23 protein-coding genes and 2 tRNA genes are annotated in these 22,056 nt (G+C 45.1%); 11 read left to right on the forward strand and 14 right to left on the reverse strand.

Going from position 1 to position 22,056, the window contains the following annotated elements; genetic code table 11:
• Positions 1–2 precede the first annotated feature (2 nt).
• From flgG to L3V31_RS13200, 8 genes are all read right to left on the reverse strand, one after another.
• Positions 3–791 (reverse strand): flagellar basal-body rod protein FlgG, encoded by a 789-nt coding sequence (gene flgG, locus L3V31_RS13165; protein ID WP_005382032.1) that lies wholly within the window; start codon positions 789–791, stop codon positions 3–5.
• Positions 792–809: 18 nt separating this feature from the next.
• Entirely contained in the window at positions 810–1,559 is a 750-nt protein-coding gene (locus tag L3V31_RS13170) for a flagellar basal body rod protein FlgF (RefSeq protein WP_237316471.1), read from the reverse strand.
• Between the two features lie 309 nt (positions 1,560–1,868).
• Positions 1,869–3,182: a flagellar hook protein FlgE gene (gene flgE, locus L3V31_RS13175; protein WP_237316472.1), complete on the reverse strand. Its 1,314-nt coding sequence runs from the start codon at positions 3,180–3,182 to the stop codon at positions 1,869–1,871.
• Between the two features lie 31 nt (positions 3,183–3,213).
• Positions 3,214–3,921, reverse strand: coding sequence for a flagellar hook assembly protein FlgD (flgD, locus tag L3V31_RS13180; RefSeq protein ID WP_237316473.1), 708 nt, complete (start codon positions 3,919–3,921; stop codon positions 3,214–3,216).
• A 17-nt stretch (positions 3,922–3,938) separates the two neighbouring features.
• Entirely contained in the window at positions 3,939–4,352 is a 414-nt protein-coding gene (flgC, locus tag L3V31_RS13185; RefSeq protein ID WP_237316474.1) for a flagellar basal body rod protein FlgC, read from the reverse strand.
• A gap of 5 nt (positions 4,353–4,357) precedes the next feature.
• Entirely contained in the window at positions 4,358–4,753 is a 396-nt protein-coding gene (gene flgB, locus L3V31_RS13190; RefSeq protein WP_237316475.1) for a flagellar basal body rod protein FlgB, read from the reverse strand.
• 288 nt (positions 4,754–5,041) lie between these two features.
• Complete coding sequence (locus L3V31_RS13195; protein WP_237316476.1) at positions 5,042–5,869, reverse strand: protein-glutamate O-methyltransferase; 828 nt, start codon at positions 5,867–5,869, stop codon at positions 5,042–5,044.
• Between the two features lie 10 nt (positions 5,870–5,879).
• Positions 5,880–6,806 carry a chemotaxis protein gene (locus L3V31_RS13200; protein WP_237316477.1) on the reverse strand — a complete coding sequence of 309 codons (927 nt, stop codon included), beginning with the start codon at positions 6,804–6,806 and terminating at the stop codon, positions 5,880–5,882.
• A gap of 76 nt (positions 6,807–6,882) precedes the next feature.
• Between L3V31_RS13200 and flgA the strand changes: the two genes are divergently transcribed.
• The 3 genes from flgA (at position 6,883) to flgN (ending at position 8,525) form a co-directional block, all read left to right on the forward strand.
• Complete coding sequence (flgA, locus tag L3V31_RS13205; RefSeq protein WP_237316478.1) at positions 6,883–7,629, forward strand: flagellar basal body P-ring formation chaperone FlgA; 747 nt, start codon at positions 6,883–6,885, stop codon at positions 7,627–7,629.
• 123 nt (positions 7,630–7,752) lie between these two features.
• Positions 7,753–8,073, forward strand: a complete 321-nt coding sequence (gene flgM / locus L3V31_RS13210) for a flagellar biosynthesis anti-sigma factor FlgM (protein ID WP_237316479.1) — start codon at positions 7,753–7,755, stop codon at positions 8,071–8,073.
• 26 nt (positions 8,074–8,099) lie between these two features.
• Positions 8,100–8,525 carry a flagellar export chaperone FlgN gene (gene flgN, locus L3V31_RS13215; RefSeq protein ID WP_237316480.1) on the forward strand — a complete coding sequence of 142 codons (426 nt, stop codon included), beginning with the start codon at positions 8,100–8,102 and terminating at the stop codon, positions 8,523–8,525.
• A 110-nt stretch (positions 8,526–8,635) separates the two neighbouring features.
• Here the strand turns inward: flgN and flgP are convergent, their stop codons facing one another.
• A complete protein-coding gene (gene flgP / locus L3V31_RS13220) occupies positions 8,636–9,067 on the reverse strand; it encodes a flagellar assembly lipoprotein FlgP (RefSeq protein ID WP_014231085.1) in 432 nt (143 codons plus the stop codon).
• A 9-nt stretch (positions 9,068–9,076) separates the two neighbouring features.
• Entirely contained in the window at positions 9,077–9,715 is a 639-nt protein-coding gene (locus L3V31_RS13225; RefSeq protein WP_237316481.1) for a FlgO family outer membrane protein, read from the reverse strand.
• Positions 9,716–9,884: 169 nt separating this feature from the next.
• Here L3V31_RS13225 and L3V31_RS13230 point away from each other — a divergent pair, with 169 nt between their 5' ends.
• From L3V31_RS13230 to L3V31_RS13240, 3 genes are all read left to right on the forward strand, one after another.
• Positions 9,885–11,018 carry a flagellar assembly protein FlgT gene (locus tag L3V31_RS13230; RefSeq protein ID WP_237316482.1) on the forward strand — a complete coding sequence of 378 codons (1,134 nt, stop codon included), beginning with the start codon at positions 9,885–9,887 and terminating at the stop codon, positions 11,016–11,018.
• A 90-nt stretch (positions 11,019–11,108) separates the two neighbouring features.
• Positions 11,109–11,185 (forward strand) — tRNA-Arg (locus L3V31_RS13235).
• 236 nt (positions 11,186–11,421) lie between these two features.
• Entirely contained in the window at positions 11,422–11,928 is a 507-nt protein-coding gene (locus L3V31_RS13240; RefSeq protein ID WP_237316483.1) for a Fe3+-citrate ABC transporter substrate-binding protein, read from the forward strand.
• Positions 11,929–12,066: 138 nt separating this feature from the next.
• Here L3V31_RS13240 and L3V31_RS13245 read toward each other — a convergent pair whose 3' ends face one another.
• Both L3V31_RS13245 and gltX read right to left on the reverse strand, forming a co-directional pair.
• The gene (locus tag L3V31_RS13245; protein WP_237316484.1) at positions 12,067–13,017 is read right to left on the reverse strand and encodes an OmpA family protein; all 951 of its coding nucleotides are present in this window, start codon (positions 13,015–13,017) and stop codon (positions 12,067–12,069) included.
• A gap of 620 nt (positions 13,018–13,637) precedes the next feature.
• Positions 13,638–15,065, reverse strand: coding sequence for a glutamate--tRNA ligase (gltX, locus tag L3V31_RS13250; protein ID WP_237316485.1), 1,428 nt, complete (start codon positions 15,063–15,065; stop codon positions 13,638–13,640).
• A 230-nt stretch (positions 15,066–15,295) separates the two neighbouring features.
• Here gltX and L3V31_RS13255 point away from each other — a divergent pair, with 230 nt between their 5' ends.
• Together L3V31_RS13255 and L3V31_RS13260 are read left to right on the forward strand one after the other, a co-directional pair.
• Positions 15,296–18,019, forward strand: coding sequence for a heavy metal translocating P-type ATPase (locus tag L3V31_RS13255; protein WP_237316486.1), 2,724 nt, complete (start codon positions 15,296–15,298; stop codon positions 18,017–18,019).
• Positions 18,020–18,040: 21 nt separating this feature from the next.
• The gene (locus L3V31_RS13260) at positions 18,041–18,490 is read left to right on the forward strand and encodes a DUF411 domain-containing protein (protein WP_237316487.1); all 450 of its coding nucleotides are present in this window, start codon (positions 18,041–18,043) and stop codon (positions 18,488–18,490) included.
• Positions 18,491–18,563: 73 nt separating this feature from the next.
• On the opposite strand, the gene L3V31_RS13265 is transcribed toward L3V31_RS13260, so the two are convergent.
• Positions 18,564–19,256, reverse strand: a complete 693-nt coding sequence (locus tag L3V31_RS13265) for an oligogalacturonate-specific porin KdgM family protein (RefSeq protein WP_237316488.1) — start codon at positions 19,254–19,256, stop codon at positions 18,564–18,566.
• A gap of 585 nt (positions 19,257–19,841) precedes the next feature.
• Between L3V31_RS13265 and L3V31_RS13270 the strand changes: the two genes are divergently transcribed.
• The gene (locus L3V31_RS13270; protein WP_237316489.1) at positions 19,842–20,717 is read left to right on the forward strand and encodes a TraB/GumN family protein; all 876 of its coding nucleotides are present in this window, start codon (positions 19,842–19,844) and stop codon (positions 20,715–20,717) included.
• A gap of 56 nt (positions 20,718–20,773) precedes the next feature.
• On the opposite strand, the gene L3V31_RS13275 is transcribed toward L3V31_RS13270, so the two are convergent.
• Positions 20,774–20,850: transfer RNA gene (locus tag L3V31_RS13275), tRNA-Pro, on the reverse strand.
• Between the two features lie 259 nt (positions 20,851–21,109).
• Between L3V31_RS13275 and L3V31_RS13280 the strand changes: the two genes are divergently transcribed.
• Together L3V31_RS13280 and smrA are read left to right on the forward strand one after the other, a co-directional pair.
• Positions 21,110–21,250, forward strand: coding sequence for a DUF3149 domain-containing protein (locus L3V31_RS13280; protein WP_014231074.1), 141 nt, complete (start codon positions 21,110–21,112; stop codon positions 21,248–21,250).
• 131 nt (positions 21,251–21,381) lie between these two features.
• Positions 21,382–21,963: a DNA endonuclease SmrA gene (gene smrA / locus L3V31_RS13285; RefSeq protein WP_237316490.1), complete on the forward strand. Its 582-nt coding sequence runs from the start codon at positions 21,382–21,384 to the stop codon at positions 21,961–21,963.
• The last annotated feature ends 93 nt before the right edge of the window (positions 21,964–22,056 follow it).

The raw sequence follows: 22,056 nt of genomic DNA on the forward strand, positions 1-22,056 counted from the left end.
CGTTAAAGCTGTTGGTTAACGAAGCTCATCATCTTATCGACGGACGAGATCACTTTAGAGTTCATTTCATAAACTCGCTGCGCTTCGATCATATTGACCAACTCTTCGGTCACGTTAACGTTCGACGCTTCCAGCATGGATTGGCGTATTTCACCCAAACCGTCCAGCCCTGGTACACCTTCTTGCGGGTCACCGCTTGCACCAGTCGGTAAGTACAGGTTCTGGCCAATTGGCTCAAGGCCGCCCGGATTGACGAAATCGGTGATTGTCAGCTGACCGACGACTTGGTTGTCTTGCTGACCACGAACACGGACAGATACTTCACCGTCCGTACCAACAGTGATTGAGATTGCATCTTCAGGAATGACAATTTCTGGTTCTACTGGGTAACCAGAACCTGACGTCACTAGGGTGCCTTCACCGTTCAGCGTAAATTGACCATTACGCGTATAACCGATGTTGCCGTCCGGCAACGTCACCTGAAAGAAACCATCGCCTTCCACCATCATATCTAAGGCATTAGTGGTGGTTTGTGCGTTACCGTGGGTGTGCACTTTTTGCGTGGCAACCACTTTAGAACCCGCGCCCAGCATCAAACCACTAGGTAACTCTGTGTTCTGCGAAGACTGGCCACCCGGCTGATTAATGTTCTGATAAAACAAGTCTTCGAATACGGCACGGCTCTTTTTATAGCCAACCGTTGAGGCGTTCGCTAGGTTGTTTGAAATCGTTGCGATATTGGTTTGCTGGGCGTCTAAACCGGTTTTACTAACCCATAGTGCTGGATGCATTGTGAACCTCTAACTCTGTTAACTCATACGAAGCAGTGAATCTGAAGACTTATCCATCTCTTCAGCGGTGCTCATCATCTTGACTTGCATTTCAAATTGACGCTGAAGGTCAATCAGTGCCGTCATTTCACCTACGGCATTGACGTTACTACCTTCAATGGCACCCGTTTGGATACTGATGGTTGCGTCTGCTTCGTAAGGCTGGTTTGGAGTTTTATGGCGAAATAAGCCATTGGTGTCTTTAAATAAGTTTCGATCTTCAGTTTTTACAAGCTTGATACGATCAACTACTTGTAATTCTTCTGCCGGTGCACCTTGCGGCAGTACAGAGATGGTGCCGTCACGACCGATTTCAATTTTAGAGAGAGGAATAGGCAACGTAATCGGTGCATCATTCTCACCCAGTACAACGTGGCCACTTGCGTTAGTCAGTAAACCATTTTGATCGACTTTTAAGTTACCGTTACGGGTCAACCCTTCTTTGCCAGTATGGTCTAAGACGGACAGCCAACCACTGCCTTCGATAGTAATATCTAAATCGCGACCAGTGGTGATCACACTGCCTTGAGCAAAGTTATGTCCTGGACGCTCAGTCATGCTAAACACTCGTGAAGGATGTCCTTCACCATAGGCTTGCATCGAACGAGCTTGTGCCAAATCAGCACGAAAACCTGTTGTGCTTACGTTGGCCAGGTTGTTGGCACGCAATTGCAAGGCCTGCATGTTTTGCTTGGCGCCGCTCATTGCGAGAAACAGTGCGCGATCCATAAATTACTCCCTAAAGTCCTCTGTACTTGAGAGTAAAAGCAATACTTATGCCAAAGTGAAATAGGCTTAGTATTCAATACATTAAGCTAAACACAAAAGGTACGGAGGCAATTTTTCGAGAATGAACAAGGAAAGAGGCAAGCTTTTGATCCGCTAAGCGGCAATAGCGGCAACTTGGAGATCAAATTATGCTTAGCCCAAAATGAGGTTTTTTGGGCTAAGCATCAGATCAATATCATGAGGCAATCAAGTGAGCCGCCAAGAAGCGTCACTTGATAAAGCAGATTATCGGGCTATCGCCCTAGCGCCCTAGCGGATCTGCAAGATATTTTGTTGTAGCTGGTTATGCACTTCTAACGAACGGGAGTTAGCCTGGAAGTTACGCTGAGCAGAAATTAGGTCTACCAGCTCCTGAGTCATGTCAATGTTTGACTGCTCCAGTACACCGTTATTGAGGGTACCAAACGAACCTTTATTGGATTCGCCCCAGATTTTGTCACCAGAGAACTGAGTTGAGTCCCACTGAGTGCCGCCTTTCTTATCCAGACCTTGCTCATTAGGAACACGAACTAGAGCGACGCGACCCAAGGTAACGTTTTCACCGTTTGAATATGTACCTAAAACGCTGCCGTTTTCATCAAAGTCAACTTTCGTCAGGAAGCCCGTCGTTGCACCATCTTCATCAAACTTGGTCAGTTCAAATGGCGCCGCAAACTGTGTGGCAGAACCCAAACCAAAGTTAAGTGTTTGAGCGGGATCAGCACCATTCAAATTCATAGGAGAGGTGTTTGTAGCCTGATCACCTAACGCAACAGAAGTAATTGGATTGCCACTATTCAAACTTGCCAAGGTACCATCGTTATTGAATTTCATGGTGTGACCAACATGACCTGTTGCCGTTTGAGCATCACCTGCCGCAACGTCAAGCGGCTTCTCACCGTCTTTATCCGTTACCGTGTAGTAGGTATTCCAGGTATTCGGTTGAGTCTGATCTTTCAAGTAGTAGGTAGTTAACTTGTAAGACTGGCCCATTGAGTCATAAATGGTTGAAGACGTTGAACGGTTGTAAGTATCAGGATCAGAAAAATCAAACTGCATTGGATCTTTCAAATCACCGTTAGCTGGTAAGTTTACGCCTACTTCAATATTCGCTGTCTGTTTTGGCTTACCAAACTCGGCTGGAATATTGATTGGCTGTGGCTCATAGGATGACACCTCACCAGATTCAGGGTTTACCTGATAACCTAGCAGGAACTCATCGTTCGCCGTTACCATGTAGTTGTCTTTATTCAAATGGAACGCACCGTTACGTGTCATTTCATTTTGCTGTGGAATCAGGCGGTCTTTCGCCACGGCGAAGAAACCCGTTCCTGATACGCGCAAGTCCATCGGGTTATTAGTGTAAACACTTGACCCTTCATGGAACTGCTGTGCAACCTGGCTGGCTTGAACACCGCCACCCGGGGTGGTTTTGGCGTTGGTGAACAAAGAGCTTGAGTATACATCCGCGAACTCGGCACGAGATTCTTTAAAGCCATACGTATTGGCGTTCGCAATGTTGTTACTGGTGGTGTTCAAATCCAATTGAGCGGAGGACAAACCGCTTAAAGATACATATGACATTCCAAAGTCTCCTGATCTCGCGTGTTATGCGTTACGCTTTGCCGACTTCCAATACTTCTGCAAGTCGAACTGGCGATTCAAAACCCGCCAGATTGAGTAATACGTTTCCGTCGCCCTTGCCTAGCAATACACTGTTTACATTGGCGTAAGTGGAGACTGGAAACTCTTGCGACTCCCCATCAACTAAGCCAGATGCTTTCACTTTGTATTTACCAGCAGGCAATGGATTCCCGCTTTCATCATTACCGTCCCAGAGTACACGGGTGTCACCGGCTGGTTTCGCCCCTACCTCAAAAGTACGAACCAATTGGCCTGCTTCGTCTTCTACACGAACAAATAAATTGTCGATAGACTGCGAAAGCTTAACCATTGCTGCCATCGGTGCTTCGTCTTGCTTCACACCCGCTGCGCCGGGAACCAACACATCTCGCCCAACCAGAGAGGAAGCTTGTAGTGCTTGGTTCGATGTCATTGAAGAGTTCAAACTCTCAAACTGAGTGTTCATTTTTCCAATGCCATCGACGGTCGCAAATGACGCCATTTGCGCAATCATCTGGTCATTACTGACTGGCTTAAACGGGTCCTGCTGAGATAATTGCTTAGTGAGTAAAGATAGGAAGTCTTCCTGTTTCAGGTCTTGCTTACCTGTACTCTCTTCCGCTTTTTTGTTCTCTTGTAGGCTTTTGAGCTGGTCGATGTAGGACAAGCCGCTTTGACCAACGTTATTAAATCCGGCCATACGCTACCTCCTTATCCTTATTGACCCATCTGCAGCGTACGCAGCAGCATTTGTTTACTTGAGTCGGCAACTTGAACATTGGTTTGATATGCGCGAGAAGCCGAAATCATGTTTGCCATTTCTTCCATTACATTAACGTTTGGCTTGTAGATATAGCCTTCTTCGTTAGCAAGGGGATGATCAGGGTTGTACTCCGCATTTAACGGTTTATCACTTTCTACAATTCCCAACACTTTCACTGGCACGGTATTGCCACCACGCATGGCGTTACTTAATTCAGCACCAAATACCGCATGACGCGCTTTGTAAGTGTCTTTCGCAGAGCTGCTGACACTGTCGGCATTCGCCAAGTTGCTTGAGGTAGTATTCAGACGAACAGACTCAGCGCTCATTGCGGAACCTGTCACATTGAAAACGTTAAATAAGCTCATCTAAATTAATCCCCTTTGATTGCCTTGGTTAAGTTCTTAAATTTGCCACCTAGAAAGTCGAGCGATGCTTGGTGTCTGATTTGGTTTTGCATGAAAAGGTTACGTTCTAAATCCAAATCTACCGTGTTGCCATCACCCGTATCAGGTTGGGTAGGAAGACGATATAACTTGTCCCCTGTCAACGTTGTAGTGGCAGGAATATGCCGACCATCGGTTCGCTTAAGACTAATACTTGCCCCAGATGTTGCCGCTTGTAATTCCTTTGCAAAGTCTAAACCTCTTGCCTTATAACCAGGTGTATTTGCTTGCGCGATGTTGGTGGAAATCACCTCAGCATTACGCTCACGTACGCCCACCGTGTGTTGGTGGATGCCTAGTGCATTGTCAAAAGATATAGCCATGTTTGCCTCTACAATTAGAACTGACCGGTATAAACAACTAAAAAGCAATTACTATGCCAAAAACTGGCACACGTTTACGGCTAAAAGTTATCGATGCTTTGGATTGCAATAGGTAAGCCAAGGTGATTGATGGAATGTCAGTGTCAATTCACTTGGCTTAAGCGTAAAGATACCTGTGTTTTACGGTGCAGGCAAAAATGGTACAAGGCACATACAAAAAGCCTGACGCGAAGTCAGGCTAAATATTGGCTGTATCAGCGAATAGATGAGACTCTTTAAGCTTCTAATCTATTTCAATTTATAAATGATACCCGGGTTACAACGCACCATTTCAAAACGATCTGTCAGCCCGGTTAGAGATTCAGATGCCCCCAGCAGGAGATAACCGCCCGGGTTTAGCTGATTTGCCATTTGATTGAGTACTTTGGATTTCATCTCCGGGGAGAAATAAATCAGTACATTACGGCAAAAGATAATGTCAAACTTGCCCACCAGCGCGTAGCTGTCGAGCAAGTTTTGCGGGCGAAAGTTGACCAGACGCTTTACATTGTCTTTCACTTTCATGCGGCCATCTCCGTTATCTTCAAAAAAAGTACGACGACGTTCCGGAGAGAGGCCACGACCCAACGCTAAATTGTCGTACACACCAACGCGACACATCTCCAGCATACTGGTCGAAATGTCGGTCGCGGTGATAGAAACGCTTGGCAATAATCCCGGTTTACGCTGCTGCGTTTCCAAAATCGTCATCGCGATGGAGTACGGCTCTTGACCTGATGAGCTGGCAGCTGACCAAATTTTAATTGGGCGTTTGTTTGCCGCGACTTCCGGCAATAATTTCTCAGCTAAAACTGTGAACGGATACGTATCTCGAAACCACAGCGTTTCGTTGGTTGTCATCGCATCCACAGCCGCAATACGTAGCTCCCGATTGCGGCCGGAGACCACATCACGCAGTAAATCAGACAACGAAGCGAGCTTGAACTTGGTCACTAACGGACTTAATCGGCTGCGCACTAAGTACTGCTTACTATCGCCGAGCACAATGCCACATTGCGCTTCGAGAAAACGGCTAAAGTCACGATAGTCTTGATCGCCAATTGTAATAGCAGTCATTAATGTCTCTTTATTGTATTAATGCAGATTTAACCGCGTTACCCAGCTCGTCTGGGTTAAATTTCGCAATGAAGGTGTTCGCTCCCACGCGATCAACCATAGCTTGGTTAAATACGCCACTTAAGGAAGAGTGGAGAATAACATAAAGATCCTTCAAATCCGCATTTCTGCGAATTTCAGCGGTTAGGGTGTAACCGTCCATTTCTGGCATTTCGATATCAGAAATCACCAAAGAGATTTGCTCGTAGATGTCCCCTTCCTTCGCCATTTCAAGTAAGGTCTTGTATGCTTCTTTACCATCTTTCACCGACAACACCTCGAAACCTATCGAACGGATAGCTCGCTCCAGTTGTTTACGTGCAACGGTAGAGTCATCGGCAATCATGATACGGCGTACAATAGGTTTTATCTGCTCCGCCTGAGCGATTTCTTCACCAATCGAAGCGTCCATCGTCTCATCCACTGGCGCGATTTCAGCCAATACTTTTTCCACATCGAGAATTTCAACCAGCTCGTTATCAATGTTGGTTACCGCCGTCAGGTAATGCGCTTTGCCCGCGCCTTCTGGAGGCGGCAAGATGGCTTCCCAGTGCATGTTTATGATGCGCTCAACCGAAGACACCAAAAACGCTTGGATGGTACGGTTAAACTCAGCAATCACCACAAAACACTTATCGATGTCAGTAGTTGGACGGCCACCAATTGCCAGGCTCAAATCAATCACTGATACGGTATGGCCACGGATATGAGCGACACCTTTTACTAACGGGTGCAGATTGGGCATCACTGTCAGCTTTGGACATTGCAGCACTTCTCGAACTTTAAACACGTTAATGCCGTAACGCTGACGCCCCATCAATCTAAAGGTCAACAATTCCAATCGGTTCTGACCGACGAGTTGCGTACGCTGATTCACTGAGTCAAGAATCCCCGTCATATGCTCATCTCCATCTCAAACTTTTTGTTTTTAAATGATACTCTACCACTGGCAAGCATTGTTCCAGGGAGACCTTATGGCGTATTTCACTATCACTTCGACCACATTGACTAAGGCAGTATGTAGATCGGTATTCACAAAGTACGCTAAGGTTATCGGCATTTTGCTCAGTATATTTAGCTTTTTTGTTCATTCAGCCACTGAGAATCAGATCGAACAGATAAAAATGGCGGCAGAACAACATGTTTTAGCCACCGTCGAGCAACCTGCAGGCGGTGAGTTAACCGTCAATGCAGCAAACATCGACTCTCGAATTAAGGCCACCGATTGCCCAGATCCTCTCGACACATCAGCTTCTACCACCAGCAACACGCGCAGCAATATTAATGTGTTGGTTGAATGCCCATCTGATGACTGGAAAGTCTATGTCCCTGTGCGTATATCGGTTTCAGTCCCGATGATCGTGAGTACCCGCCAACTTGTCCGTGGAGAAATCATCAGCGCCTCAGACGTCACCACCTCGATGATTGAATTACAACGCTTTCGCAAAGAGGGCTTTACCGACCATTCTCAAGTCGTGGGGGCTAAATTAAAACGTAGTGTTCGACTTGGAGATGTCGTTGAGCGTAATGATGTGTGTGTTGTGTGTCGTAACGAGAGAGTGACGATTCAAGCCGTAAAAGCGGGGATGACGATCTCGACCCAAGGCACCGCATTGCAAGACGGCGCGGCTGGCGATCAAGTGAGAGTGAAAAATGATAAGTCACAACGTATAATAGAAGGCATAGTGACTGGCATTGCGGAAATCACCGTCAACTTTTGACCTTCGGCGAACAACAGCATGAGATGAAAATCGATCAATAAAAGTGCACAAAATGATTAAAGTTATTTTGGCGTTGGTCGATAGTCTGAGTACCAGTATTACGATACAAGGCAAAGGTTAAACATGGCAGGTATAGATAATATACGTTCAGGTCAGATGATGACGACTAATAAAAGTCGCGCGCCTGCACGTAATGACTCGAATGCGACCAGCACAGCTGAGTCGCAGAAAGTGTCTTCACAACAAAAAGATGCAGTATCATTGAGCCAACAAAGTAAAGATGTCAATAAACTCCAGAAGGATATGGCAGCTTCCCCGGCTTATGACAGTGCGAAAGTAGCAGCAATCAAAGAAGCAATCGCAAACGGCTCATACAAAGTTGACCCAGAAAAACTGGCCGACAATATGATTAAGCTTGAAAGCGAATTGCAAGGCAAGATCTAACTGACTTAGGCTCAAGGTAAGTATTCATGGCAGCATTAGTCGATCTCGTAAACTTCCAACTAGAAAATGCAAAAGCACTTTCTGTCGTTTTACGTCAGGAAACACAAGCCATCACTGCGCGTGTTTCTGCTGATATCGAACGTATTGCCAAACAGAAGATGACACTCATTGATCAGTTAAAGACCACTGATCAGCGTATCGCCTCTCACCCGCACGTCAATCAACTTACCGAAGATGAACACCTAAGTCAGGTGGTAAACCAGATCCAATCCATCGTTATTGATTGCCAAGACGTCAATAAAATGAACGGCGAATCGCTCAATCGAGCACAACTGAGCTTCAGTAAGCTCAATAACATGCTTCAACGCACCCACGGTAAAGTCGGTATGACTTACAACGCTGGAGGCCAAACTCACACCATTTCGACTTTAGGCACCAACATCAAAGCCTGAGTTTTACTCTTCGTTGTACCTATCGTTTATCTACTCTGAGTTACGCGCATAAAAAACGCCCCATTGTTACCAATGAGCCGCCAAAGAGATTATCTGAGGTTACTTAAGTATTAGAACAGAGTCTGCTGACGCTTCTCAGGCACCTGCTGCACTTCACCATAGTCTCGTAGCTTATCCATTTTGCGGATATCAAGACGAAGCTCTGTTACATAACTGTCTTCAACCAAGTAACTTCGCACCACTTCCGCTCCGCGAATAACACCATCCACTGCACCGGTTGTGCTTTCAGTTCCTAAACGCTGATCTTGTAACTCAGCTCGGCCACTGACACGCATGCCATAGACCTGCTCTGCCAGTTCACGATAGGCATCAATCTTGGATGCGCGCATTGCTCGAACACGTTTTTCTTCCACAGTGCGACCGGTTTGTTCACTCACGCTCGCATAACCTACTGCCACTAGCAGTTCATCCTGTCGCATCTGCTGCAATGGTTGGCAACCCACCAGCACCAAGGTGGCGATAATAAATAATAACTTTTTCATGGCTCTATCCTATGGGCGGAGAATCACTGTGTATGGCTGACGAATCGTCGGGTCTGAACGAATCAGCACACCATCTTGAGTACGAATACTGTTCAACGTATCTAAGTCGCGTCCAATGCGATCCGCAGGCAAGAAGCCTTGTGCCGTTGCTACGACAATTCGGCTTTGCATCCCCACTACGCGGGCGTTTACAAGCACGCCACCTTCTTGGCGTAGCATAGTGCCAGTTAATACGTATTGGATTTCTTGCTCTTTAGCAAGATCTTTCCAGTCTCGGCTCAGTGCAAAGTCACCTTGCTGAGTGACTTGAATCGAGCCCGTCGTTTTGAAGTCCACCACTTTAAACCCACGGCGCTGGAACTGATGGATGAATCCTTCAGATACCGAATTCCCCAACCAATTTGTCGCATCCATATTTTGTAAATCAACGAATGATGTGATCGCAATAGGCGTACGCGCAGAGACCGCTACGTTAGAAATCATCAACTCTTCCGTCATGCTTTCGATAAAAAAGTCCATCGTATGACGTGGGCTGTCCATCAGCATGAACTGGCTGCCTGAATAGGGTTCTTTACCATTGTAAATCGGTGAATACGCGCACGATGTCAAAAGCGTCATCATCGATGCGGCAACAAGCCATTTTTTCATGGATTGATTCTCCAGATAATCTTGGGTGTCACTGTTCCTTATCATTCATGACAAGAAACGAAATCTTGGAACAGTCTTTGCTTTTCTTTTGCCTGTCCAAACTAGAAAGCGCTACCAAACTTCACTGATGTTTGTTTTAGCAATATTTATACCTGAACGGTCGCAAGCCATGAAAAAAATATTAATTAGCGTGTTTTCAATTACTTTCGTTCTACTTCTGCCTTTTCGTGCAGTCGCCGCGTGGTACGAAGTGACAGGCGTTGCCACGATCGTTTCTTCCGACGATGCGGCAAGGCTACACGCCTTAGAGGATGCGCTTTTTAAAGCCGTCAACTTTTCGGGGGCAGATATTGGCAGCATCAGTAATTTAATGCCGCTATTAGAAGAAAACCGCAAAGAGTACCAGTTCACTAACCATGAAGTACGGTACATTCTGGTCGAATCAGAGCGAAAGAGAAGTGGAAAGATGGAGATGAAGCTCCGTGTCGACATCTATCCATCGGCAATGGGTTGCCACACGGCTCAATACAAAAAAACAATCCTCGTAGGCAATATTGATGTCGCTTCTCCCCAACAAGCCGTGATGGGACAAATTTATCAAGTTGGCGATGACTTTAGTCACGTTGTGAATCGTCAGCTCGATCAGACCTCGCACAGTTTCGTTTCTGTGGGCACAACCGACTACTCGATTAGCCGAAACTACCCTGATCGTACTCAGATGATTGCTGAGGATAATGGGGCACAGTACATCATTGGAGGGGTAATCACTGACTTAACCGCGACGATTGAATCTAAAGTACTAAAAGATGACATCATCAACCGCCAGTTTGCCTTAGAGATGAAAGTTTATGATGGTAAAACCGGCCATGACGTCTTTTACAAAACCTACCGCGAAGTGGCTCGCTGGCCGTTTGCCAAAACCAGTCAGGTCGACACACGAAGTGCTCGATTCTGGGCATCTACTTATGGTGAAATGCTGCTGCGCGTGAGTCGTAACATCATGTTAGATTTGGAATCTGAACTCTCTTGTAAGATAACTTTACCTGAGGTAGTTGCTGTCTACGGTAACACCGTTACCATGGATTTAGGCCGTATGCATGGTGTTAAAGAAGGCGACAAATTACAATTGTGGCACACCGCTTCTTTTATCGACCAAAGCGGTTTACCACGTAACAAAGTATCGCAAAGCGAAGTGACATTAACCGTGTCGCGTGTTTATGAACACGAAGCAGAACTGATTATCGATCAACCCAATCTGTCATCAAGCGTTCAAATTGGCGATGTAATGAACAAGATACTCTAAAAGACAACATTAGGTCTTGAGATATGCGTACTTTTGAATATTATAGGTGACGCATCTTATTTGATTATACCAATGAGTACTTGGTATTACGCCCTCATGGCACAGCTGGATAGCGCAGTCCCCTCCTAAGGGACAGGTCGTAGGTTCGAATCCTACTGGGGGCGCCACATCAGAACCTTAGTTCGCCATTGAACTAAGGTTTTTTCTTTCCTCTTAACCTGATATCACTCGAGACAGATCTCTAGAAGCTCACTCAGTGTCCAGCGTCTATTTCAAGAACATTCAGTGGCAGATCTAAATCAATTTGAAAGACAGCTATTTACAGTTTTATATTTTATGACTTTAATTATTGATGAGTTTTGCTTACCCTTTTTGGCTATTAATAAGAATATTAGTTAGCGCTATGTCTAAGAGCAATTTAATTACCAATACCGGACACCGTTTCATATCTAAAGGCAAAACAGCCTTTAAGATCCACATTCACACCCCAGAGGATACGGTACTTCACCGCTCTGTAGGGTTCGTGCGCATTGGAGAGGAGAAGGGACTAAAGAAAGCCATTAAGTTGAGAAATGAATTGGGCCTGCAGATGTGGGGCAAGTTTTGGCGGCGTCTTTTGAAAGATCCTTATCTGATGACAAGATTACCGCACAGTGTTGAACCGAAAATCGTTCATAAACCCAATCCAACACTCGAGAACCCAGACAATCGAGACACTTGTTACATTGCCAAGTGGCGTGAATTTAACGAACACGGAGAATATAAGTACAAGACGGTCGTGCGCTCAATCAGTAAATACGGCAAGCTTGCCGCATACATGCAAACCAAAAAAGCACTGCTGGAAGCACACAAGGAAAATCTGGAAATACTCACCTTTATGGGACGACTAAACAGCATCGATCTTAAATAACCCACTTTATCGAACTGTTTTTCCGATCTAATACTGTCGAGCACAACAAAAGTTAACTGACACTAGATGCAAAAATGCCCCAAAGCGCGAACGCTTTAGGGCATTTAAATTCAGGACTCTATTTGTTCAAATAGAAACTTATTGCTGAACTTGGTATTCGAACTCAGGAACAATCACTTCTACGCGACGGTTTTGTTGACGACCTTCAAGAGTGTCATTTGATACGATAGGGTTGTTTTCACCTTCGCCACGAGCTTGGATACGTGATGAGTCGATGCCTCGCTCAACCAAAGCGTTTGCTACAGACTCCGCACGTTGCTCAGAAATCTTTTGGTTGTAAGATGCGGCACCAGACGTATCTGTGTAACCAACCACTTCAACGTTAGCTTGTGGGTATTCGTTTAGGAAAGCAACCAGCTTATCTAGTTTTGATGCGCTTTCTGCTTTAAGCGTTGCGCTGTTTACATCAAAGCTACCCGTACCCATAGTTTGAGTTTCGAAGGTTTTCGTTACAACGATTGGCTCTTCTACCACAACCACCTCTTCAACGATTGGCGCTTCTTCAACAACTGGCTCTTCGCTGCCACCGAACTTGAATGAAACACCTAGCGTCGCAGTATTGCCTGTTGCGCGTACAACATCGTTGTTGATGTCAGTGATAGTTTGGTATTCTGCACGAGCGGTAACATTACGGCCTAGGTTAAACTCAAGACCTGCAGCACCAAGGTAAGAGTAATCATCTTTACCATCGAACATTACGTACGCGCCACCCACTTTACCGTAAAGTGCGATATCTTCAGTGATTGGTAAGCTGAATTTAGGTGCAAGCGTGATAGCTTCTACGTGACCACCAAAAGACGTGTTATCAAAATCACCAACGTTGTCGAAACCTGCTTCAAAGGCAATGTAGTCGTTGAACTCGTAACCAACAAAAGCACCAAGAGTCGAGTCATCTTTATCGCAAGATTGACCTGCTACACAAGCATCTTCCAACCAAGATTTACCCATTTTACCGCCAACATAAACTTCGGCTTGAGCTGCTGATGCCATAAGTAAAGATGCTGAAATTACCGCTGCTAGTTTTTTCATTATTGATTCCTATAAAGAATTACTTTTATTAGTTCTCGAAATGCGTCGCCGACTGACGTTGTATTCCAATTTGATTCATTCCTTGAGCGTATTACCGAAGCCAACCATGTGCATGTCTATGCAAATTAATTATCAAAGGTTGCTCGGGTAGCATTCCTATACAGTGATCAGAACCGCTATCTGCGTCTCACTGACGAGATGCACTATAACGCTAAGAAATCTCAAGAAAAATCCCAAAACTGTCAATTTAGTGTCATCAAAACCACAAACATTATGTGACACAGAGCACCTAAAGCCTAACACCACAAAGACGCAAACGTTTGCTTCAGAGGTTACAACAGAAGAACTAATGCAGATAACTGTCTCTATGTTGAGACAACATTTAGGGAACTTTATAGATAGTAGATATTAATCAGAAGGATAGTATAAAAATCAGCCATTAAATTTTCATCAAAAAGCATGGCTTTTGATTACAAATTATTATCAAAAAAACAACACACCCAGACCAACTGAGCATGTTTATAAGCAAAGACGATTTACCCCTTCGCTTTGATTATGATCTCAGGACATAAAAAAACCGCGGAAATTGCCGCGGCTTTTTGAATTGTTATGCACTTTAGTTATGCATTAGCTTCACGTTGAGCGATAAACGCTAGAGCCATTTTGATGCGAGCAATACAACGCTCTTGACCAATTAGCGCCATAACGGCGTCAACAGATGGAGACTGACCACCGCCTGTTACTGCTACACGTAGCGGCATACCAATTTTGCCCATGCCGATTTCTAGCTCTTCACAAACGGCTGTGATTACACCATCTTTGATGCTTTCAGTTGTCCACTCAGTTAACGCTTCTGCTTTTGCAAGTGCTAGCTCTAGAGGCTCTTTTGCTACACCACGTAGGTGTTTCTTCGCAGCGCCCGCTTCAAACTCAGAGAAATCTTCGTAGAAGTAGCGAATTTGCTCAGCCAGCTCAACAAGTGTATTACAACGCTCACCAACCAACTTGATCACTTCAGTGATTGCTGGCCCGTTAGTAATGTCCAACTTCTGTTGGTCTAGGTGCCATTGTAAGTGCTCTGCAACGTACGCTGGATCCGAGCTCTTGATGTAGTGGTTGTTTAGCCACTGCAGCTTATCCGTGTTGAATGCAGACGCTGACTTAGATACGGCGTCCAGACTGAACAAGTTAATCATTTCTTCTTGAGTGAAGATCTCTTGGTCACCATGAGACCAACCTAAACGAACCAGGTAGTTGTTTAGTGCGGTTGGCAGGTAACCCATATCGCGGTACTGCATTACCGACACCGCGCCATGACGTTTAGACAGTTTCGCACCGTCGTCACCCAGGATCATTGCACAGTGAGCAAATGTAGGTACTGGTGCACCTAGTGCTTCGTAGATGTTGATTTGACGAGGTGTATTGTTGATGTGGTCTTCGCCACGAACAACATGCGTAATGCCCATATCCCAGTCATCAACCACAACACAGAAGTTGTACGTTGGTGAACCATCGGTACGACGAATGATCAGGTCATCCATTTGCTCGTTGCGGATTTCGATACGGCCACGGATTTGATCTTCAAATACAACACTACCCTCTTTCGGGTTGCGGAAACGAATTACGCAAGGATCACCATCTTTCGCCGCATCGTTTGCCGCTTTGATTTTAGGGTGGTTTGCGTCGTAGCGAGGCATTTCTTTGTTCGCTTCTTGCTCTGCACGAATCTCATCCAGTAGCTCTTTAGATGCGTAACATTTGTATGCTTTGTCTTCCGCAACCAGCTTATCAACCATTTCGTTGTAACGGTCAAAACGTTGCGTTTGGTAGTAAGGACCTTCATTCCACTCCAGACCTAGCCATTCCATACCTTCCAGAATCGCATCAACTGCTTCTTTAGAGTTACGCTCAAGGTCTGTATCTTCGATACGCAGAACGAATTCACCACCTTGGTTTTTAGCATATAGCCAAGAGTACAGTGCCGTACGCGCACCACCAACGTGTAGATAGCCAGTTGGGCTAGGAGCAAAACGAGTTTTAACCGTCATTTGAGTTCCTTAGGGTTAATGTTCAACGAGAGGGTTCTCGTTGTATTGTCAAGGATAAAAGTGGCGACATTTTACCACCGTAAGTCAATACTACAATCCTTCCGTGTTTATATACCTAAATAACCACTGGCTATATGGTCCAGCGAAAATATCTTCATTGATAACAAACCTTGACCTTACCCTTGCAGTAAGGTTTAAGCTCGTTGTATTACGATTAATGAGGACAAGTTATGAATCAGTTTGTAGTACCGTTATCAGGGCTTAACTGCATGGGCTGTGCAAGAAAAGTTGAGAAGACTTTACATGCAAATCATAGTGTAGAGATCCTCAACTTGTCTCCGACCTCTGTAGAAATCAAAACCGATGCCTCTTTAGAAGAGATTGTTGAATCTATTGAGTCCTTGGGCTATCAAGCTGGTCACACTTATGACTTAAATTTGTCCGGGTTAAGCTGTGGCGGCTGCGTCAAAAAGCTCTCTTCTTTATTAGAGTCAAATTCAGACGTTATCTCATTTGAAGCTTCGACGACGCAATTAACTATCCGAACTCTTCTTTCTGAGCAGCAAGTGATCGACCTTGTCGCAAGCTTGGGCTATACCGCGAATAAAGAACTCATCACAGGCACCGAAAGAACAGAAGCTAAAAGTGCAAAGCCTGAAGATGAAATCCAACCGGCACAAAGCGAAGCAGCAGATAACCAACTGGAAGACATTCCACCAGCCAACAGCGCTCAACTGCAAATGTTAATCCATGAAATGACCTGTGCAAGTTGCGTTTCTTCAGTCGAAAAAGCATTAACTAAGGTTGAAGGCGTAGAAAAAGCTCAGGTAAATCTTGCTGAACAAAGTGCTTTGGTGTTCGCGACTCACGATTCAGAAGACTTACATCAGGCGATTGTCGAGTCGGTAAAACAAGCAGGATACCAAGCGGAGATCCTACAAGACGCCGCAACACAACAAGAAAAGCAAGCACAGCAGCAATTGGCACAGCAAAAACGCTTTAAATTTGATGCTATTGCAGGGTTAGTGGTTGGTGCTCCTTTAATGCTGTGGGGCGTGGCTGGCGGTAACATGATGATCCGCGACACCAGCGACCAGTTCGTTTGGGGCGCAATCGGTCTTTTATGTTTGTTGCTTCTGGCAACTGCTGGTCGCCACTTCTTCAGCAACGCTTGGTTAGCGGCAACTCACAAACGCGCGACTATGGATACACTTGTCGCATTAGGTACTGGTGCTGCATGGTTTTACTCCATGCTCGTCGTGGTTTTCCCAAATTGGTTCCCGCTCGCATCACGTCACGTCTACTTTGAAGCAAGTGCAATGATCATTGGTTTGATTTCTCTTGGCCACTATATAGAGGCCAAAGCCAAAGCCAACACTACTCGCTCGTTACAAGCTTTGATTAACTTGCAGCCACAACAAGCGACGGCCATTACAGAAAAAGGCGATCAGACCATCAGCGTTGAACAAATAACGCTTGGTATGAAATTAAGAATTAAGCCCGGCGAGAAAGTGCCAGTAGACGGCACCGTACTAGAAGGCGAATCCTATATAGATGAGTCAATGCTAACCGGAGAGCCTGTCCCCGTGATAAAAGGGCAGGATGCCGAAGTCTCTGCTGGTACGCTAAACACCGACGGTAGCTTGGTCATCGAAGCCACTGGCATCGGTGCCAATACGATGCTTGCGCGCATCATTCGTATGGTACGAACCGCTCAAAGCAGTAAGCCAGCCATCGCTAAATTGGCCGACCAAATTTCAGCGGTATTTGTGCCTGTCGTTGTCGGTATTGCCATACTTGCTGCGCTGGTTTGGTTTGCCGTAGGCCCAGAGCCGAAAGCAAGCTATATGTTGGTGGTGACAACGACCGTGCTGATTATCGCCTGCCCTTGCGCACTTGGCTTGGCAACACCATTGTCCGTTACTGTTGGCGTGGGTAAAGCTGCCGAGTTGGGCATCTTAATTAAAGATGCTGATGCACTGCAGTTAGCCAGCAAAGTCGATACTGTCGTCTTCGATAAAACCGGCACGTTGACACAAGGAAAACCATCTGTGCAGCAAGTGTTCACTCACGCTATCAGTCAAGATGAGCTGCTTGCTATGGCCTATTCCGCAGAGCGTCAGTCTGAGCATCCACTTGCCAAAGCTGTGTGTGATTTTGCGAAACAACAAGAAGCGAAAGAAGTCTCGTTAGACAAATTCGAAAACGTCCGTGGGCGTGGTATCTTAGCGACTTACCAAGGTAAACCATTACTTATCGGCTCCCTTCAATTTATGCAAGCCGAGAGCATTGATACAAGTAACCTAAAACAAGCGATAGAAGAGAGCGCAAAAAACGCTTGGACTCCGGTTGCAGTGGCTTTGGATAACAAGTTAGTCGGACTGATTGCGATTGCCGACCCAATCAAATCAGACGCCAAGCAAGCACTTTCAGCCTTAAAAGCTCGGGGAGTCAAAACCGTGATGTTAACGGGTGATAACCAGCACGTTGCGGATGCGATCGGTAAAGAGCTCGGCATTGATGAAGTGATTGCCCAAGTGTTACCAGATGAAAAAGCGCAGCACATTGAACAGCTTCAGTCTAAAGGCCATATTGTGGCTATGGTAGGCGATGGCATTAATGATGCTCCAGCTCTTGCTCTTTCCAACCTAGGTATAGCAATGGGAAGCGGCAGCGATGTAGCTATCGAAAGTGCACAAATGACGATTCTCAACACATCACCAATGGCCGTCGTGCACGCAATTGAGTTATCGCGCGCTACACTTAAAAACATGAAACAAAACTTGTTTGGTGCCTTTGTTTATAACTCGTTGGGCATACCTGTTGCGGCAGGCGTACTTTACCCAGCATTTGGCTTTTTGCTCAGTCCCGTTGTAGCAGGAGCTGCAATGGCACTGTCTTCAATTACTGTCGTTAGTAATGCAAACCGACTACGACTGTTTTCAGTAAAATGACGACTTCTTTCTGAGGGTATTATGAATTTGAAACTTTTGACTTTTGCAATGCTTGCGACCGTATCCGCCAATGTATTGGCAGCCGATGTCATTAATCACAAGTCGCCCTATTGTGGCTGCTGTGGTGACTGGACAAAACACATGGAAGAGAACGGCTTTACGGTCGAAGAAAAACTGCATGATGATATGAATACCATCAAACGCGAATTAGGCATTAAAAATCAACAGCTCTACTCTTGCCATACGGCAGAGATAAATGGTTATCTGTTTGAAGGACACGTGCCAGCAGCCGATATTAAAGCATTCTTAGAAAACCCACCAAAGAATGCGAAAGGTCTGACGGTTCCTGGAATGCCAGTAGGCTCACCAGGCATGGAATATGGCGACAAAAAGGACAGTTACACCGTTTACGCTTTTAATGAACAAGGACAAGTATCCGCGTTTAGCCACCACAAAGGTAACGACAAATAAAAATAAAGCCCAGCTCTTCACATAGATGCTGGGCTTTTTCTTAGCAACTTAATGGACAATTAAGATGAATTCGTTAGAAACCGTAAGAGGCACCAAATACAAAGGCGTTGTTCACTAGGCTGTCACCATTTGCATTTTCTGCACCGTGAGCCTGAGAACGAAGTTCAAAATATGGCTGAACGCCTTTACGAGTCCATGTCGCACGGAACTCGTGATCCATAGTATCGGCATCAATCATGTATACGTTGTTGTAGCTTAGCGTCACATCTTCATTCATTACGTAACCGATGCGGTTATCCATGCGGTAGTCCGTATCTGCATCCGCATCTGTCGCATCAATGTGTGCACGTGTACGGTTACTCAGAGAAATGCCGTTATCGAAGTTGTAACCAATCTTCACAAGAGGACGGTATTGAAGGTTTTCGCCCGCTGAGAACAAGTGTTGGTAACCTGCTGCAACCCAAAGATGTTCAGTGATATTAAATGACTGCTCACCCCCTACCGTAATGTAAGGAGTTATGTTCCCTGCTCCACCATTTTTGCTTTCTAGTTTGCCAAGTTGAATACCATCAAACTCGGTGTAAACCGTAAAGCCACCAAATGAATTATCGAAAGTATGACCAGCTTCTAGTGTAGAAGTCACGTCCGAGCCATGAATTCGGCCATCATCGTGAAATTGAACGTTACCTGTTACGTAAGAAGAACCAGCAAATGCGCTAGAAGCGAAAGCGAGAGAAAGAGCACTCAGTGCAAAAATGTATTTCATAATTACTGCCTTTATTTATTCACGTTATGTGATGGTTCCAGGTTCGTGGGTTCCCTTACATAACAAAATTTGGAATCTGCCTTAGTGGGCAGAGGCAATACTGAAACAATTAATTTTCGATGAAAAATAAATCCTTTAAAAAGGTGATCCTGTTCAAAATGGGCAACTCGATAATAAATAAAATCCATAAAATACAGATAATTATAGCTACCCCACAAAATCCCTCAAAAATTCAACATCCGACCCACATCACAACAAACCAAATAATTCAGAACAATTAACCAATTAAGATCACATTATTAATTTAAAATTTCACTCCAAACTTTATTATCAGAGCGAAATAATTAGATTTCGATCACACTTAATTCACGAATAAAAATAAATAACCCATCGCAAACGGTAAGTTTATCGTGACAATTCTATCAGCCACTCTATTGAACGGCTCGTATACACACGAGTTATTTAAAACGTGTTCTATGCTCAATATGGCATTTCACTCTCATTTCGGTATAAAGTGATGTGCAGATGCGCTTTAAAGATGCTGGATACAAAATGTTATCCGGGATTCAGTTCGAGGATAATAGTATGTTCCGCATAATGACCTTTGTATCATCGTTTTTCGTTCTTTTTACTTCCTTTTCGTCCAGCGCTGAGCCACAACATTGGTTAGCCAAAAAAGGCGAGACAGAATATATGATTATCGGCTCAGTACATGTCGGTGATAGAACCATGTACCCCTTGCCTAAAAACCTACTGGAGCACCTAAGCGAAAGTTCGGGGCTGATCATTGAAGCGGACGTAAGAAGTAATGAGGGTGCAGTTTACCCGCCAGTGTCTACGCGAACCAAAACTGTACTGGACAAAGCACAGCGTCAACAGCTAATCAAAATAGCAAAAGATTTGCAGATACCAGAAGCTCAGCTGCTAAATGCCCCACCATGGAATGCCGCCCTCACTATCCAACTCGCTTTAGTGAATAAACTGGGGTACGTCTCAACAGAAGGTGTCGATATGCACTTGATTGACTTGGCTGACAAAAACGACACTCCTGTCATTTCACTCGAAACCGTGCAGTTTCAAATCGATTTGATTACCGGCCAACCTGATGAAGGTAAAGAAATGCTGCTCTCATCCATCAATGAATATGAAGCAGGAGAAGAACTCGTAGAGTGCCTGATTGAAAGCTGGAAAAGTGGTGATGGTAGCATGCTAGAAGAGGCATCTTTAACTGACAAGGCGACAGAAGAGTTCAATGAAGCCTTTTTGTATGCGCGCAATAAAGAGTGGGCAGAAAAGCTCGACATCGGCAACATACTCCCGCAAAAGCAAGGTCGCTATACCGTTGTGGTTGGCAGCTTGCATCTCGTCGGTAAAGACAACCTAATTGATTTACTGGCCAAGCGAGGCTTTGAAATTACTCCGCTTGGCAATACCCGCAAAGCGAAGTGCAATATCCAATAACAGATACGCTGAATGCAAAAAAGGCTCTGTATTTCTACAGAGCCTTTTTTAGAAAGTGGTCGGTGAAGAGGGATTCGAACCCCCGACCCTCTGGTCCCAAACCAGATGCGCTACCAAGCTGCGCTATTCACCGAGATGTTTAACTGGGAAGTTGTCCCCGTCAACGAGAGGGTATATTACGGATTCTGATCTGAGACGCAAGTGCTTTTTCTAAAAAAATGTAATGTCTTAATCCGTTTGGTGAATTACTGAACACAAGCACGCAAAATGTGACTGACAACCCACTACAAAATACAGTTTATTAACCTCAGCAACATAATTGATCCAGATCAGTGTGCGAAAAAACGCCAACTATTAATTTGTGGATATCGGGAAAATCTTGGAGGAAACATATGGACTTTTGGCTTGATCTCCTATTTGGTAATGCAGTAGGTCTATCATCGATGATAGTAATCTTCGGAGCAATCGGTCTGATGTTGTTTTACGGCGGTTTCTTCATGTACAAGATCATGAACGATAAATCTCCTCACTAGATCTCGCTTAGCCCCTTAAACGCTTTGCACCGGAGTCGGTTACTTGCCTACTCCGGTTTTTTATTGATCTTTTCCCTATTCTCATTGATATAATCACTTGTACCTATCCTGTTCTTTATGAGATCGCCACTATGTCTCACGATGACGATTTTGAGTTGTTTCAACAAATGATGGGTGATGTAAAGCCAATCACTCAAGACACCGCAGAGCACAAGAAAGTTCACCAAGTAACCGATGCACAGCTTGCCAAGCGAGAAGCAGCAATATGGTTAACAGAGGACGACCCTGAGTATCTCTCCCTCGATCACGCAGAAGTGCTCAAGCCAGATGACTTTGTTGAGTTCAAACGTGATGGTGTTCAAGATGGCGTATATCGCAAACTTCGCTTGGGTAAATACCCGATTCAGGCACGTTTAGACTTACACAGAAAAACACTGAAAGAAGCGCGCGATGAAGTCGTGAAATTTCTTAAACAATGTATATCTATGGACATTCGTACGGTTGTCATTGTTCACGGTCGAGGAGAACGCTCCAATCCACCAGCGTTAATGAAGAGCTTTGTTAGCAGTTGGCTACAGCAAATTAAAGAAGTGCAGTGTGTTCACAGTGCACAGCGCTTTCACGGTGGTAGTGGAGCCGTCTACGTATTGTTAAGAAAGAGTGCAGATAAGAAGCTGGAAAACCGAGAACGCCATCAAAAACGTTTAGGCTAAGTTTCTTGTCGGTGATAGAATGCCCGACCTTATTTTCCCGATACTGTCAGCAGAAGGGAAACTTTATTCACCGCCGTTGTGAAACGTTAGGAG

It is taken from the genome of Vibrio sp. J1-1, from assembly GCF_021728395.1.
Classification (GTDB): Bacteria; Pseudomonadota; Gammaproteobacteria; order Enterobacterales; family Vibrionaceae; genus Vibrio.

What these genes read in the sequence shown, in the direction of transcription:
- L3V31_RS13260 (WP_237316487.1), top strand. Translation starts at nt 18,041, where the DNA reads ATGAATTTGAAACTTTTGACTTTTGCAATGCTTGCGACCGTATCCGCC.
- L3V31_RS13270 (WP_237316489.1), top strand. Translation starts at nt 19,842, where the DNA reads ATGTTCCGCATAATGACCTTTGTATCATCGTTTTTCGTTCTTTTTACT.
- flgP (WP_014231085.1), bottom strand. Translation starts at nt 9,067, where the DNA reads ATGAAAAAGTTATTATTTATTATCGCCACCTTGGTGCTGGTGGGTTGC.
- L3V31_RS13245 (WP_237316484.1), bottom strand. Translation starts at nt 13,017, where the DNA reads ATGAAAAAACTAGCAGCGGTAATTTCAGCATCTTTACTTATGGCATCA.
- L3V31_RS13195 (WP_237316476.1), bottom strand. Translation starts at nt 5,869, where the DNA reads ATGACTGCTATTACAATTGGCGATCAAGACTATCGTGACTTTAGCCGT.
- smrA (WP_237316490.1), top strand. Translation starts at nt 21,382, where the DNA reads ATGTCTCACGATGACGATTTTGAGTTGTTTCAACAAATGATGGGTGAT.
- L3V31_RS13225 (WP_237316481.1), bottom strand. Translation starts at nt 9,715, where the DNA reads ATGAAAAAATGGCTTGTTGCCGCATCGATGATGACGCTTTTGACATCG.
- flgG (WP_005382032.1), bottom strand. Translation starts at nt 791, where the DNA reads ATGCATCCAGCACTATGGGTTAGTAAAACCGGTTTAGACGCCCAGCAA.
- L3V31_RS13280 (WP_014231074.1), top strand. Translation starts at nt 21,110, where the DNA reads ATGGACTTTTGGCTTGATCTCCTATTTGGTAATGCAGTAGGTCTATCA.
- L3V31_RS13200 (WP_237316477.1), bottom strand. Translation starts at nt 6,806, where the DNA reads ATGACGGGGATTCTTGACTCAGTGAATCAGCGTACGCAACTCGTCGGT.
- flgD (WP_237316473.1), bottom strand. Translation starts at nt 3,921, where the DNA reads ATGGCCGGATTTAATAACGTTGGTCAAAGCGGCTTGTCCTACATCGAC.
- L3V31_RS13240 (WP_237316483.1), top strand. Translation starts at nt 11,422, where the DNA reads ATGTCTAAGAGCAATTTAATTACCAATACCGGACACCGTTTCATATCT.
- flgE (WP_237316472.1), bottom strand. Translation starts at nt 3,182, where the DNA reads ATGTCATATGTATCTTTAAGCGGTTTGTCCTCCGCTCAATTGGATTTG.
- L3V31_RS13230 (WP_237316482.1), top strand. Translation starts at nt 9,885, where the DNA reads ATGAAAAAAATATTAATTAGCGTGTTTTCAATTACTTTCGTTCTACTT.
- L3V31_RS13170 (WP_237316471.1), bottom strand. Translation starts at nt 1,559, where the DNA reads ATGGATCGCGCACTGTTTCTCGCAATGAGCGGCGCCAAGCAAAACATG.
- L3V31_RS13255 (WP_237316486.1), top strand. Translation starts at nt 15,296, where the DNA reads ATGAATCAGTTTGTAGTACCGTTATCAGGGCTTAACTGCATGGGCTGT.
- flgM (WP_237316479.1), top strand. Translation starts at nt 7,753, where the DNA reads ATGGCAGGTATAGATAATATACGTTCAGGTCAGATGATGACGACTAAT.
- flgN (WP_237316480.1), top strand. Translation starts at nt 8,100, where the DNA reads ATGGCAGCATTAGTCGATCTCGTAAACTTCCAACTAGAAAATGCAAAA.
- gltX (WP_237316485.1), bottom strand. Translation starts at nt 15,065, where the DNA reads ATGACGGTTAAAACTCGTTTTGCTCCTAGCCCAACTGGCTATCTACAC.
- L3V31_RS13265 (WP_237316488.1), bottom strand. Translation starts at nt 19,256, where the DNA reads ATGAAATACATTTTTGCACTGAGTGCTCTTTCTCTCGCTTTCGCTTCT.
- flgA (WP_237316478.1), top strand. Translation starts at nt 6,883, where the DNA reads ATGGCGTATTTCACTATCACTTCGACCACATTGACTAAGGCAGTATGT.
- flgB (WP_237316475.1), bottom strand. Translation starts at nt 4,753, where the DNA reads ATGGCTATATCTTTTGACAATGCACTAGGCATCCACCAACACACGGTG.
- flgC (WP_237316474.1), bottom strand. Translation starts at nt 4,352, where the DNA reads ATGAGCTTATTTAACGTTTTCAATGTGACAGGTTCCGCAATGAGCGCT.